Annotated in this window: 13 protein-coding genes; all 13 read left to right on the plus strand. The window is 69.8% G+C overall.

The genetic code is table 11. From position 1 onward, the window contains the following. The first annotated feature begins 2 nt into the window (after nucleotides 1–2). Nucleotides 3–488: a DUF3180 domain-containing protein gene (locus tag ACX80I_RS06155; protein ID WP_459344239.1), complete on the plus strand. Its 486-nt coding sequence runs from the start codon at nucleotides 3–5 to the stop codon at nucleotides 486–488. Further along, a complete protein-coding gene (locus ACX80I_RS06160; protein WP_459344240.1) occupies nucleotides 481–996 on the plus strand; it encodes a PH domain-containing protein in 516 nt (171 codons plus the stop codon). The genes ACX80I_RS06155 and ACX80I_RS06160 overlap by 8 nt, the downstream gene beginning before the upstream one ends. Next, nucleotides 993–2,591: a PH domain-containing protein gene (locus tag ACX80I_RS06165; protein WP_459344241.1), complete on the plus strand. Its 1,599-nt coding sequence runs from the start codon at nucleotides 993–995 to the stop codon at nucleotides 2,589–2,591. The genes ACX80I_RS06160 and ACX80I_RS06165 overlap by 4 nt, the downstream gene beginning before the upstream one ends. Then, the gene (locus ACX80I_RS06170) at nucleotides 2,578–3,528 is read left to right on the plus strand and encodes a Rossmann-like and DUF2520 domain-containing protein (RefSeq protein ID WP_459344242.1); all 951 of its coding nucleotides are present in this window, start codon (nucleotides 2,578–2,580) and stop codon (nucleotides 3,526–3,528) included. Before ACX80I_RS06165 ends, ACX80I_RS06170 begins: the two co-directional genes overlap by 14 nt. A gap of 82 nt (nucleotides 3,529–3,610) precedes the next feature. Continuing rightward, nucleotides 3,611–4,552: a pantoate--beta-alanine ligase gene (gene panC, locus ACX80I_RS06175; protein WP_459344243.1), complete on the plus strand. Its 942-nt coding sequence runs from the start codon at nucleotides 3,611–3,613 to the stop codon at nucleotides 4,550–4,552. Between the two features lie 58 nt (nucleotides 4,553–4,610). Further along, nucleotides 4,611–6,113: a lysine--tRNA ligase gene (gene lysS, locus ACX80I_RS06180; protein ID WP_459344244.1), complete on the plus strand. Its 1,503-nt coding sequence runs from the start codon at nucleotides 4,611–4,613 to the stop codon at nucleotides 6,111–6,113. A 38-nt stretch (nucleotides 6,114–6,151) separates the two neighbouring features. Continuing rightward, nucleotides 6,152–6,313 carry a hypothetical protein gene (locus tag ACX80I_RS06185; RefSeq protein WP_363321910.1) on the plus strand — a complete coding sequence of 54 codons (162 nt, stop codon included), beginning with the start codon at nucleotides 6,152–6,154 and terminating at the stop codon, nucleotides 6,311–6,313. An 85-nt stretch (nucleotides 6,314–6,398) separates the two neighbouring features. Further along, nucleotides 6,399–6,728 carry a histone-like nucleoid-structuring protein Lsr2 gene (locus tag ACX80I_RS06190; RefSeq protein ID WP_459344245.1) on the plus strand — a complete coding sequence of 110 codons (330 nt, stop codon included), beginning with the start codon at nucleotides 6,399–6,401 and terminating at the stop codon, nucleotides 6,726–6,728. Nucleotides 6,729–6,851: 123 nt separating this feature from the next. Then, nucleotides 6,852–9,359, plus strand: coding sequence for an ATP-dependent Clp protease ATP-binding subunit (locus ACX80I_RS06195; RefSeq protein WP_459344246.1), 2,508 nt, complete (start codon nucleotides 6,852–6,854; stop codon nucleotides 9,357–9,359). A 148-nt stretch (nucleotides 9,360–9,507) separates the two neighbouring features. Then, a complete protein-coding gene (locus ACX80I_RS06200; protein ID WP_459344247.1) occupies nucleotides 9,508–11,532 on the plus strand; it encodes a S9 family peptidase in 2,025 nt (674 codons plus the stop codon). A gap of 35 nt (nucleotides 11,533–11,567) precedes the next feature. Further along, nucleotides 11,568–12,077 carry an amino-acid N-acetyltransferase gene (locus ACX80I_RS06205; protein ID WP_459344248.1) on the plus strand — a complete coding sequence of 170 codons (510 nt, stop codon included), beginning with the start codon at nucleotides 11,568–11,570 and terminating at the stop codon, nucleotides 12,075–12,077. Nucleotides 12,078–12,208: 131 nt separating this feature from the next. Continuing rightward, nucleotides 12,209–12,385 carry a CsbD family protein gene (locus ACX80I_RS06210; RefSeq protein ID WP_459344249.1) on the plus strand — a complete coding sequence of 59 codons (177 nt, stop codon included), beginning with the start codon at nucleotides 12,209–12,211 and terminating at the stop codon, nucleotides 12,383–12,385. A gap of 287 nt (nucleotides 12,386–12,672) precedes the next feature. Beyond that, nucleotides 12,673–13,674, plus strand: a complete 1,002-nt coding sequence (dhaK, locus tag ACX80I_RS06215; RefSeq protein WP_459344250.1) for a dihydroxyacetone kinase subunit DhaK — start codon at nucleotides 12,673–12,675, stop codon at nucleotides 13,672–13,674. The last annotated feature ends 2 nt before the right edge of the window (nucleotides 13,675–13,676 follow it).

Below are 13,676 nucleotides of genomic sequence, written 5' to 3' on the forward strand. Positions count from 1 at the left end.
CCGTGAACACCCTTCGGTTCCGCTGGCTGGCCCTGGTAGGCCTGGTGGCCGGACTCGCCGGCTGGCTGGTCAACTGGCTCGCGACCCGCAACGGCTACGGCACGCCGACCCTGCCGCTGACGTCCCTCGTCACCACCGCCGTGATCATCGCCATCACCCTGGTGTTCGGGAGCCGCGTCCTTCGGTGGCGCAACGGCAAGCGGGACCGGCCCCTCGACCCGATCCTCGCCACCCGCACCCTCGTCCTCGCCCAGGCCTGCGCCTACGCGGGCGCGCTGAGCCTCGGCTGGCACGCGGGCATCTTCGTAGACCAGCTGACCCTGTTGTCGGTCCGCTCCACCACCGCACCCCTCTGGGGATCCGTGGCACTCATGGTGGGCGGGACCCTGATGATTATGGTGGGATTGGTGGTCGAGGACTTCTGCAAACTTCCTCCGGACGACGACGGCACGGGCGCTCCGGGCCACACCGAGGGGGAATATGCCTAGGGAACCGATCGACCCCTCCGGACTCCGGTGGGCCCGGGTGTCGCCGAAGTACCTGCGCGTCCGGCTGCTCGGCTGGCTCATCGGGTCCCTGGTCTGGGTGGTCCTGTGCAGCATCCCGCTGGTCCTCCGCCTCACGGGCGTCTGGGAATCCTTCCCGCCCCTGGGGGTGGCAGCGGGGCTGCCCGCCGTCGTGCTGGTCATCGCCCTCTGGCGGGGCCTCCTGCTCCCGCGCCAGGTCGCGGCGATCGGCTACGCGGAGCGCGACGAGGACCTCCTCCTGCGCTCGGGTGTCTTCTTCCAGCGCACCCTGGTGGTGCCGTACGGCCGCATGCAGTACGTCGACGTCTCCGTCGGGCCCCTCGAGCGCGCCTTCGGGATCTGCACGCTGAAGCTCCATACCGCGTCCCCCGCCACCAACGCCTCCCTTCCCGGTCTGCCCACCGAGGAGGGCACGAGGCTGCGCGAGCAGTTGTCCGCGCGGGGAGAAGCTCGGCTGGCCGGGCTGTGACCGCGCACGAACCGTCCGGCGGGCTCCCGGCGGCTCCCGGACCCGAGGGGGGCGAGGGAGCAGGACAACCGGGCCCCGTCGACCTCCACCCCGGGGATGCCTGGCAGCGGGTCCATTTCATCTCCCCGCTCGTGCGCGGCTGGATCGCGCTGGCAGCCATCCTCTACTTCGTGGGCAGGGACTGGTTCGAGGGGCTCTTCGACGCCGGGACGAGGGGGCGCAGCCCCCTGCCCGAGGGTGTCGGCCTCCTCCTGGCCGCAGGGGTCGTGCTCGGCGTGGTCCTCGTCATCGCGGCCGCTTTCTTCGTCTCCTGGTACTTCACGCGGTACCAGGTGACCGCCGAGCACGTGCGCGTGCACTCCGGCGTCGTGTTCCGGCAGCAGCGGCAGGCACGCCTGGACAGGGTCCAGGCCATCGACATCGTCCAGCCCTTCCTCGCCCGGATCTTCGGGCTCGCCGAGCTCAAGTTCGAGGTGGCCGACGCGGGGGAATCCGCGGTACGCCTCGCGTTCCTGAAGCTCGACGACGCGAGGAAGCTGCGCGCCACCATCCTCGCGCGCGCAGCGGGCGTCACGGACCCGGAGCACCCGGAGGAGGCCCTCGAAGCCCCCGAACGTGAGGTCGTGGTGATCCCATCCGCCCGCGTCCTCGGTGCCGCGGTCCTGTCCGGGACGACGATCGCACTGGTCGTGGCGGCCGCCGTCGTCGTCACCCTCGGCGTGGTGTTCCGCACGCCCATCATCGCGACGTCGTTCATCCCCGTCCTCATCGGCGTCGGGGGCTCCTACTGGTCCGCGCTGAACACGGGCTACAACTTCCGCGCAGCCACCTCGCCCGACGGTATCCGCCTGCGCTACGGCCTGCTGGACACCCGCGCGCAGACCGTTCCGCCCGGCCGGGTGCAGGCACTGGGCATCGTGCAGTCCCCGCTGTGGCGTCTGAAGGGGTGGTACCGCGTCACGGGGAACGTGGCGGGGTACGGGCTGTCCGCGTCCAACGAGGGGCAGGCACGCACAACCCTGCTCCCCGTCGGCACCCGTGACGAGGTGCTGCAGATCCTGGCCCTCGTCCTGCCCGATCCCGGGACACCCCGTCCAGTCGAGATCTTCTCGGCCGGGATGACGGGCCGCGACGGCGAGGAGGGCTTCACCACCACGCCGCGCCGCGCACGATGGCTCGCACCCCTCGCATGGCGGCGCAACGGCTTCGCCGTGACGCGCACGGCCCTCCTCCTGCGCTCGGGCGTGCTGTGGCGGCAACTCGTCGTCGTGCCGCACGAGCGGACCCAGTCGCTGTCGATCGAGCAGGGCCCGATCGACCGCCGTTTCCGGGTGTCGAACCTGCAGTTCCAGACGACCCCGGGCCCTGTCACCCCGCGCGTCTCCCTGGTCGACTCCGCCGCCGCAGAGGAGCTGTTCCACGGCCAGGCGGTGCGGGCAGCGGAGGCCCGGCGGCGCAGCGGGCCCGAGCAGTGGATGAAGACCCGCCCGGCGGAGCCCTCCGCGCAGGGTCCCGTCCCGGACGTCCTGCCCGAGGCGCCGGTGTACGTACCCGCAGCCGCCCACAGGGAGGAACCCGTAGATGACCAGCGCTGAAGCGTCCCGCCGACCCGGCAGGCTCGGAGTGGGCATCGTCGGCGCCGGAAAGGTCGGCGCGGTCCTCGGCGCGGCCCTCCGATCCGCGGGGCACGCCGTCGTCGGTGTCTCCGCAGTGTCCGAGGCGAGCCGCGAACGAGCCGAGAACCTCCTGCCGGGAGTGCCGGTGCTCGAGGTCCCGGACATCATCGAACGCGCCGAACTCGTGCTGCTGGCGGTGCCGGACGACGCCCTGCCGACGCTGGTCGAGGGCCTGGCCCAGCTCCACGCCTGGCAGGCCGGGCAACTCGTGGTGCACACCTCCGGCCGCCACGGCACCGGAGTGCTCGCCCCGGCACGCGCGGCGGGGGCCATCCCCCTGGCCATCCACCCCGCCATGACGTTCACGGGACTGAGCCTGGACCTCGGACGCCTGCCGGACAGCATGTTCGGGATCACCGCCCCGTCCGCGGTGCTGCCGATCGCGCAGGCGCTCGTCGTGGAGATGGGCGGCGAGCCCGTGGTGATCGAGGAGGAGTCGCGGGCGCTGTACCACGCGGCCCTCGCCCACGCCTCGAACCACCTCGTCACGATCGCCGCGCAGTCCGCGCAGCTCCTCGCCGACCTCGGCGTGCAGCACCCCGACCGGATGCTGGGGCCGCTCATGAAGGCATCGCTCGAGAACGCCCTGTCCTCGGGGGAAGGTGCGCTGACGGGGCCGGTGGCACGGGGTGACGCCGAGACGGTCCGCGCGCACCGGGCCGCCCTCGAAGCGCACGACGCCCCCGACACCCGCCAGGCCTACCTCGGGATGGCACGCGCCACGGCGCTGCGGGCGCTCGAGCGGGGCGTCCTCACGCCGGCGCAGGCCGAGGCCATCCTCACCGCGCTCGCCGACGCCCCCGGCACCGCGGGACCGCCCGGCCCGCAGGACGGGGCCCCCGGCGCCCCGTCCTGATCCCGGGACCGGCTTCCCCGTCCAGCACCCCTGCCCAGCACCCCCACCAGCACCCCTGCGCCTCCCGCGCCCGCCCCGACCCATGAAGGACCACCCCGTGACCTCGACCGGCCTCCACCGCCCGGCAACCCCCCTCCTCGTCTCCACCCCGGCGGACCTCCGCGCGGCGACGACCCGGCTGCTCGAGCGGGCAGCGGTCCGGCGGGGAGCGGCGGAAGGGCCGCCGTCGCTGGGCCTCGTGCCCACCATGGGAGGCCTCCACGCGGGCCACGCCTCGCTCGCGAGGACCGCGCGCGCCGCGAACGACGTCGTCGTCGCCTCGATCTTCGTGAACCCCTTGCAGTTCGGCGACGCCGCCGACCTCGACCGCTACCCGCGGACGCTCGACGACGACCTCCGGCTCCTGGGCGGATGCGGGGTGGACGTCGTCTTCGCCCCTTCGGTGGAGGACATGTACCCGGGCGGAGAGCCGCTGGTCCGGGTGGGCGCGGGCCTGATGGGCACCGTGTTCGAGGGCGCGTCGCGGCCCGGGCACTTCGACGGCATGCTGACGGTGGTATCCAAGCTCCTCAACCTCGGGCTGCCCGCGACGACGGCGGACTACCGTGCGTACTTCGGGGAGAAGGACGCCCAACAGCTCGCGCTCGTCCGCCGCATGGTGCTCGACCTCAACATGCCGGTACGCATCGAGGGCGTCCCGATCGTCCGCGACGCCGACGGGCTGGCCCTCTCGAGCCGGAACCGGTTCCTCGGCCCCGAGGAGCGGCGTGCGGCCCTCGTGCTGTCGAGGGTGCTGGGCCTCCTGCGAGACCGTGCCGCCCGCGGCGAACCCCTCGACCTCCCGGGAGCCCGCGCCCGGGTGGCCGCAGAGGACCTGGTGGACCTCGACTACCTCGACGTCGTCGACCCGGTGTCGTTCACGCCCCGGGGGGAGGACCGGGCAGCAGAAGCGCTCGCCGTGGTCGCGGCACGGGTGGGTGCGGTCCGCCTGATCGACAACACCGTCCTGCCCGTTGTGGCCTGACCCACACCGCCGCCGGCCGACACCGCGGGCCCGGCAGGGGGCCGTAAACTTGTCTTCCGTGACTCACGACGAAACCCTCCCCGCGGACGACCTCAACGAGCAGATGCGCTTCCGGCTGCAGAAGCGCGCAGCCCTGCTCGACGCCGGGACGGAGGCGTATCCGGTCAAGCCGGAGCGGACACACTCGCTCGCGGAGGTCCGGGAGCAGTTCGCGGACCTCGAAACGGGGGAGTCGAGCGGCCGGCAGGTCGCCGTCGTGGGCCGTGTGGTCTTCATCCGCAACTCGGGGAAGCTGTGCTTCGCCACGCTGCAGGAGGGGAACGGCACGCGGCTCCAGGTCATGCTCAGCCTCGCCGAGATCGGCGCCGACAGCCTCGCCGAGTGGAAGTCGCTCGTGGACCTAGGCGACCACGTGCAGGTGCACGGCGAGGTCATCAGCTCCCGCCGCGGGGAACTCTCCGTGATGGCCGACTCCTGGACCATGGCGTCGAAGGCCCTCCGGCCGCTGCCCACCCTGCACGCGGGCGTCAACGAGGAGACGCGCGTGCGCCAGCGCTACGTCGACCTGATGGTGCGCGAGGAAGCCCGCCAGATGGTGCGCACGCGCGCCGCGATCACCCGTACCCTCCGCGAGACACTGAACCGCCGCGACTACATCGAGGTGGAGACGCCGATCCTGCAGCTGATCCACGGCGGTGCGACGGCCCGTCCCTTCGAGACGCACCTCAACGCGTTCGACCAGAAGATGACCCTCCGGATCGCCCTGGAGCTGTACCTGAAGCGGGCCGTCGTCGGCGGGATCGACCGCGTGTACGAGATCGGGCGCATCTTCCGCAACGAGGGCGTCGACTCCACCCACAGCCCCGAATTCACCATGCTCGAGTGCTACGAGGCCTACGCCGACCAGTTCGTCATGGCGGACCGCATGAAGGAGATGATCCTCGCGTGCGCCGATCTCCTGGGCTCGCGCACGATCGAGACCGCGAAGGGCACCATCGACCTCGACGGTGAATGGGCGTGGCTCGGTGTCTACCCGGGGCTGTCCGCCGCCGTGGGGCAGGACGTCACCCCGGAGACGAGCCTCGAGGACCTCCGCTCGATCGCGGAGCGTCACGAGGTCTCGCTCGACCCGGCCTGGGGTGCCGAGAAGGTGGTGCTCGAGCTGTTCTCGGAGATCGTGGAACCCACGCTCATCCAGCCGACGTTCGTCTACGACTACCCGCCCTCCGCCCAGCCGCTGGCTCGGCCGCACCGCGACGATCCGCGACTGATCGAAGCCTGGGACCTCATCATCGGAGGCATGGAGCGCGGCACCGCCTTCTCCGAGCTCATCGACCCCGTCATCCAGCGCGAGCGCCTGACCCAGCAGTCCCGCCAGGCGGCCGCCGGTGACGACGAAGCCATGCAATTGGACGAGGACTTCCTCCGGGCACTCGAATACGGAGCGCCTCCCATGGGCGGTATCGGACTCGGAATCGACCGCCTCGTGATGCTTTTCACGAACGTCGGAATTCGCGAGTCCATCCTCTTCCCCATTCTCAAGCCCGAAGCGGGGCAGTAGCCGTGGAATATGTTGCGGTCCTCCTACCATCAGCCTGCTTGGCGGTGATTTTCTACTTCGTGATCAAGGCCATATTCAATGCGGACCGCGCGGAGCGCGAGGCCATGGCGCGCGCGGAGGAAATGCAGGACGCCGAGGACGCGCGGAACCGCGAGGCGACGCGGGAAAAGAATGACGACCAGGAAATCGACCCCGGATAGAAATGCCCTTCTTTGACCTCGATTGAATAGTGGCCCATACTCATTTCAGGGGCATTGATATCGAGGAACCAATTAGGAGAGCATTGTGGCGCAGAAGGTAAAGATCATTCTCATCGACGACATCGACGGCGAAGAAGCCGACGAGACGGTGCGCTTCGGCCTCGACGGCGTGCAATACGAGATCGACCTCTCCGAGGAGCACGCCTCGGAACTCCGCTCCGCCCTCGCCGAATACGTCGGCGCAGCCCGCCGCAGCAACTCCTCGAAGCAGCAGCGCCCCAGCGCCCCGGCCCCGGCCCGCAACCAGGAAGCCGCGCAGATCCGCGAGTGGGCCAAGGAGAACGGCTACAACGTCTCCTCCCGCGGCCGTGTCAACAGCGAAATCGTCGAGGCATACCGCGCCGCACAGCGCTGACCACCCCCGGGCGGCGCCGGAGGGGAAGCCCTTCGGCGTTATCTCGCCTGTGGCGAACACGCACCCAAAGCACATCCCGTACCCGTAGCATCGAAATACGCGTTAGCTAGGAGTGTGTGTCTCATGTTTGAGAGATTTACAGATCGTGCCCGTCGAGTTGTTGTGCTGGCCCAGGAAGAGGCCCGCATGCTCAACCACAATTACATCGGCACCGAGCACATCCTGCTTGGCCTGATCCACGAGGGCGAGGGTGTTGCCGCAAAGGCCCTGGAGTCGCTCAGCATCTCGCTGGGTGCCGTGAGGGAACAGGTTCAGGAGATCATCGGGCAGGGCCAGCAGGCCCCGTCCGGCCACATCCCCTTCACCCCCCGGGCCAAGAAGGTACTGGAGCTCTCCCTGCGGGAAGCACTCCAGCTCGGCCACAACTACATCGGTACCGAGCACATCCTGCTCGGTCTCATCCGCGAGGGTGAGGGCGTCGCCGCGCAGGTCCTCGTGAAGCTCGGCGCAGACCTCAACCGTGTCCGCCAGCAGGTCATCCAGCTGCTGTCCGGCTACCAGGGCAAGGAGCCGGCAGCGACCGGCGGCCCCCAGCAGGAGGGCACTCCCGCGGGCTCCGTCGTGCTGGACCAGTTCGGCCGGAACCTGACGCAGGCGGCGCGTGAGTCGAAACTCGATCCCGTCATCGGGCGCGAGAAGGAGATGGAACGCGTCATGCAGGTCCTCTCCCGCCGCACCAAGAACAACCCTGTCCTGATCGGTGAGCCCGGGGTCGGCAAGACCGCCGTCGTCGAAGGCCTGGCCCAGGCGATCGTGCGCGGCGACGTCCCTGAGACCATCAAGGACAAGCAGCTGTACACGCTGGACCTCGGGTCCCTCGTCGCAGGCTCCCGCTACCGCGGTGACTTCGAGGAGCGCCTGAAGAAGGTCCTCAAGGAGATCCGCACCCGTGGCGACATCATCCTGTTCATCGATGAGATCCACACCCTCGTCGGCGCAGGTGCCGCCGAGGGCGCCATCGATGCAGCGTCGATCCTGAAGCCCATGCTCGCCCGCGGTGAACTCCAGACCATCGGTGCCACCACCCTGGACGAGTACCGCAAGCACATCGAGAAGGACGCCGCGCTGGAGCGCCGTTTCCAGCCGATCCAGGTCGCCGAGCCCTCCGTGGCGCACGCGATCGAGATCCTCAAGGGCCTGCGCGACCGCTACGAGGCGCACCACCGCGTCTCGATCACCGACGGCGCCCTGTCCAGCGCGGCGACGCTGGCGGATCGCTACATCTCGGACCGCTTCCTGCCGGACAAGGCGATCGACCTCGTCGACGAGGCGGGAGCGCGCCTGCGCATCCGCCGGATGACCGCGCCGCCGGAGCTCAAGGAGATCGACGAGCGCATCGCGGACGTCAAGCGCGAGAAGGAGTCGGCCATCGACTCCCAGGACTTCGAGGGTGCTGCGGCGCTGCGCGACAAGGAGCAGAAGCTCCACGACGAGCGCAGCGACAAGGAGCGCCGCTGGAAGTCCGGCGGGCTGGACGAGATCGCGGAGGTCGATGAGGAACTCATCGCCGAGGTGCTCGCCAACTCGACCGGCATCCCCGTGTTCAAGCTGACCGAGGCGGAATCCTCGCGACTGCTCAACATGGAAGCAGAACTGCACAAGCGCGTCATCGGACAGAACGAGGCCATCAAGGCGATCTCGCAGGCGATCCGCCGCACGCGGGCCGGCCTCAAGGACCCGAAGCGTCCCGGTGGTTCCTTCATCTTCGCCGGTCCCACCGGTGTCGGTAAGACGGAGCTCGCCAAGGCACTCGCCGAGTTCCTGTTCGGTGAAGAGGACGCCCTCATCACCCTCGACATGTCCGAGTACTCCGAGAAGCACACCGTCTCGCGGCTCTTCGGTGCCCCTCCGGGCTACGTGGGCTACGAGGAGGGCGGACAGCTCACCGAGAAGGTCCGCCGCAAGCCGTTCTCCGTGGTGCTGTTCGACGAGGTGGAGAAGGCACACGCCGACCTCTTCAACTCGCTCCTGCAGATCCTCGAGGACGGCCGCCTGACGGACAGCCAGGGCCGCATGGTGGACTTCAAGAACACGGTGATCATCATGACCACCAACCTCGGAACCCGCGACATCTCGAAGGGCGTCATGACGGGCTTCCAGTCCGGCACCGACACCCAGACGAGCTACAACCGGATGAAGGCGAAGGTGCAGGAGGAGCTCAAGCAGCACTTCCGGCCCGAGTTCCTCAACCGTGTCGATGACACCGTGGTGTTCCCGCAGCTCACGCAGGACGAGATCGTCCAGATCGTGGACCTGTTCCTCGAGCGTCTCAGCCGCCGCATGGCGGACAAGGGCATGACGATCGAGCTCACCCCCGCGGCCAAGGTGCTCCTTGCGACCCGCGGCTACGATCCCGCGATGGGAGCGCGGCCGCTGCGCCGCACCATCCAGCGCGAGATCGAGGACCAGCTCTCGGAGAAGATCCTCTTCGGCGAGCTGAAGTCGGGAGAGCGCGTCGATGTGGACGTCGAGGGCGAGGGCGTGGATGCACGCTTCACCTTCGTGGGACACGGCGCCCCCAAGGAGATCGAGGACGCTCCGGCCGCGCTCGAGGCCACCGTCCTGGAGTAGTACCAGCAGCATCTGAGCTACGACGGAACCCGTCCTGGTCACCAGGGCGGGTTCCCTCGTTTCACGGGAGCAGGAGAATCGGTGCCCCCGGCAACGGGATTCCCCCGAAAGGTGGAACGGTGCCCCTCCGCGGTGGTAGAGATGACGCATGACCACCCCCTTCTCCTCCCTCGAGGATTTCGTCGCCCTGCCCCGCCTCGGCGGGCTCGTCCTCAACCGGGAGGGCACCCGCCTCGTCACGTCCGTCGCCACCCTCGACCCCAAGAAGACCGCGTACCAGACGGCGCTGTGGGAGGTCGACCCGACCGGCGGGCAGCCCGCCCGCCGTCTGACCCGCAGTTCCGAGGGCGAGTCCGGCGCGGCGTTCCTCCCGAGCGGGGACCTGCTCTTCACCTCGGCGCGTCCCGACCCGGACGACGCCGACGGCGAGAAGCGCCCGGCCCTGTGGCGCCTGCCCGCGTCCGGCGGTGAGGCCTCGCTGCTCCTGACGCGCGAGGGCGGTGTGGCAGGGGTGGCCACCGCGGAGGCGGCCGACGTCGTCGTGGTCACCGCGGCCGTCCTGGCCGGTTCGGCGGACGAGGAGGACGACGCCGAGCGCCGCAAGACACGCAAGGAGACGGGCGTCGCCGCGGTCCTCCACTCGGGCTATCCGGTCCGGTACTGGGACGCCGACCTCGGGCCGGAGGAGCCGCGGTACTTCGGGCTGCAGGACCTCGGCGAGGACGGCGACCGGTCGCTCACGGACCTCGTCCCCTCCGCGCGCGGCGGCCTCCGGGATGCCCACCCCGTCCTCAGCCCCGACGGTTCCGCGCTCTTCACCTCCCTCACGGTTCCGGAGGAGCGCGGCTCCCAGCGCACGGTGCTCGTGCGGGTCGACGTCGCCACGAAGGAATCCGTCATCCTGCTGGACGACCGCGGGAACGACTACGCGCCCGGTCCCGTGAGCCCGGACGGCCGGTACCTCGCGGTGATCAGGGACCGGCGCACCAGGGCCGACCTCGCACCCCGCACGAGCCTGCTGCTGCTTCCCCTCGAGGGGGGCGATCCCTCCGAACTCGCCGGGGAGTGGGATCGCTGGCCGTCTCCTGCCGCATGGCTGCCCGACGGCTCGGCCCTCGTGGTCACCGCGGATGACGACGGGTCCGCCCCCGTGTTCGTGATCGACGTCGCCACCGGTGCCGTGCGCCGTGTGACGGCGGATGGCGCGGCCTACACGGACGTCCGGGTGTCCCCGGACGGCAGGAGTGCGTACGCCCTCCGCAGCTCCTACCTGTTCCCGCCCGAGGTCGTCCGGATCGACCTCGCCTCCGGAGCCACCGAGCGGCTCCCCAACCCGGCGGAACGCCCCGAGCTCCCCGGTTCGCTCGAACGCGTGGAGTCGGCGGGGGACGACGGCCAGCCGGTGAGGTCCTGGCTCGTGCTGCCCGACGGCGCCTCGGCCGACGCCCCGGTCCCGGCGCTGCTGTGGATCCACGGCGGCCCCATCGGTTCGTGGAACGCCTGGACGTGGCGCTGGTCGCCCTGGATCATGGCAGCCCGGGGCTACGCCGTCCTCCTGCCCGATCCCGCGCTGTCCACGGGATACGGCCAGCACATGGTGGACCGCGGGTGGGGCCAGTGGGGCGGCGCCCCCTACACCGACCTCATGGCCGCCACCGACGGCCTGATGGCACGGGACGACATCGACAGGACCCGCGTCGCCGCCATGGGTGGCAGCTTCGGCGGCTACATGGCGAACTGGGTCGCCGGGCACACCGACCGCTTCGCGGCGATCGTCACGCACGCGAGCCTGTGGGCACTGGACCAGTTCGGGCCCACGACCGACGTCGCGTACTACTGGGAGCGGGAGATGACGCCGGAGATGATGAGCGAGAACTCCCCGCACCACCACGTGGCGAACATCAGCACACCGATGCTCGTCATCCACGGGGACAAGGACTACCGCGTCCCGATCGGCGAGGGGCTGCGGCTCTGGTACGAGCTGCTCTCCGCGTCGAAGCTCCCGGCCGACGACGAGGGCCGGACGCCCCACCGGTTCCTGTACTTCCCGGACGAGAACCACTGGATCCTCAAGCCCCAGCACGCCCGGATCTGGTACGGGGTCGTCGAGGCCTTCCTCGCCTCCCACGTCCTCGGGGAGGAGCGCGAACTCCCGTCGGAGCTGGGCCTGTAGGCACGGGCGGGGCGGTGGTTTGTAGAGTGGGTCGAATGACGCTGCCCTTCACCATCCGTCCCGCACGTACCGCGGACGTCCCCGCCATCAAGTCGCTCGTCGCGCCGCTCGCCGAGGAGCGCATCCTGATCGCGAAGGAGACGGTGGCCTACTACGAGGGTCTCCCGGAGTTCCGCATCGCGGAGTCCGACGGCGGTGAGGTGCTCGGTTGCGGGGCGCTGCACATCATCTGGGAGGACCTCGCGGAGGTGCGCACCCTCGCGACCTCACCCGCAGCCCGCGGCCACGGCGTGGGCCACGCGCTCGTGGAGGAACTCCTCGAGGAGGCGCGGGCTTTCGGCGTGAGCAGGGTCTTCTGCCTGACGTTCGAGGTCGATTTCTTCCGGCGCCACGGCTTCGAGGTCATGGCCGACCAGTCCGCCGTCGACCCCCAGACCTATTCCGAGCTCCTCCGGTCCCACGACGAGGGTATCGCCGAGTTCCTGGACCTGGCCCGGGTCAAGCCCAACACCCTCGGCAATACGCGGATGATCCGGCGGCTCTGAAGACCCTCCCGCCGCAGGCTGGCAATCGGCAGGCCTCCGTGCATATAGTAAGACTACTTAGCATCGCGTTCGAGATGCTGGCAGGCCACCGGAACCGGTGGCTGTACACCGAGTCGAAGGAGGTCCGCATCATGGGACTGGATGACAAGATCGGGAACAAGAGCGAAGGCCTGGGCGGAAAGATCAAGGAAGGTCTCGGCAAGGCGAGCGGGGACGAGAACCTCGAAGCCGAAGGCCACAAGGACCAGGCCAGCTCGAGCCTCAAGGATGCCGGCGAGAACATCAAGGATGCGTTCAAGGGACGCTGATCCATCCGGGCCGCACGGTTGATCGTGCGGCCCGGCGATCCGAGGGAGGGCACCCTGCCGGGGGCCCTCCCTCGGGCGTTTAACCGGTCCGCCGGAACCGCCCTCCAGCGGTCTCCGGGTCGGGTCCTGGGGCCGGTCCTCCGGCCGGTCGTCGACCTGCGCCGGGGCTGCCTCCGGCCTATAGGCAGCGGCAGGAACGGACGGTAACGTGTCCAGTGGCCGGGGTGGTCCACGAGGGACGGGCTGCAGGCTGTCAGATGTCCGTTCCCAGTCAAGGAGCAGTCGCCGTGAAGAAGCTCATCAATGACCCCAAGGCCGTGGTCAGCGAGTCCGTCGAAGGATTCGGGATCGCCCACGCCGACATCGTCACCGTCCATCCGGACCCCCTGTTCGTCACCCGCAGGGATGCTCCAGTGCAGGGCAAGGTGGGCCTCGTGTCCGGGGGTGGAAGCGGCCATGAACCTCTCCACGCGGGCTTCGTGGGACTCGGGATGCTCGACGCGGCGGTGCCGGGCGCCGTCTTCACCTCTCCGACGCCGGACCAGATCATCCCCGCCACCACGGCCGTCGACGGCGGCGCGGGCGTCCTGCACATCGTCAAGAACTACACCGGTGACGTCCTCAACTTCGAGACGGCCGCGGAAATGGCCGAAGCGGAGGGCGTCACCGTGCGGTCCGTGCTCGTCGATGACGACGTCGCCGTCGAGGACTCGCTGTACACGGCGGGCAGGCGCGGCGTCGGCGGAACGGTCTTCGTGGAGCGCATAGCCGGCGCCGCAGCAGAACGCGGCGACGACCTGGACGGCGTTGCGTCCGTCGCCCAGCGCGTCGTGGACAGCGTGCGCTCCATGGGTGTGGCCCTGGCCGCGTGCACCGTTCCGCACGCCGGGGTCCCCAGCTTCGACCTGGCCGAGGACGAGATCGAGATCGGCATCGGCATCCACGGGGAGCCCGGTCGGCACCGGATCGCCATGGAGGACGCCGACGGCATCACGCAGCGGCTGCTTCAGCCGATCGTCGCCGATCTCAGGCTGACCGCCGGGGACAGGACACTCGTGATGGTCAACGGCATGGGCGGGACTCCCGCCAGTGAGCTGTACATCGTGTTCCGGAAGGTCGCACAACTGCTCGAGGGCCTCGGCGTCACGATCGAGAGGTCCCTCGTGGGTAACTACATCACCGCCCTCGAGATGCAGGGCGCGTCGCTGACCATCCTGCGCGTCGACGACGAGATGCTGGAACTGTGGGACGCACCCGTCCGTACGGCAGCCCTGCGCTGGGGGGCATGAGC

The organism is Arthrobacter rhamnosi (assembly GCF_054510855.1).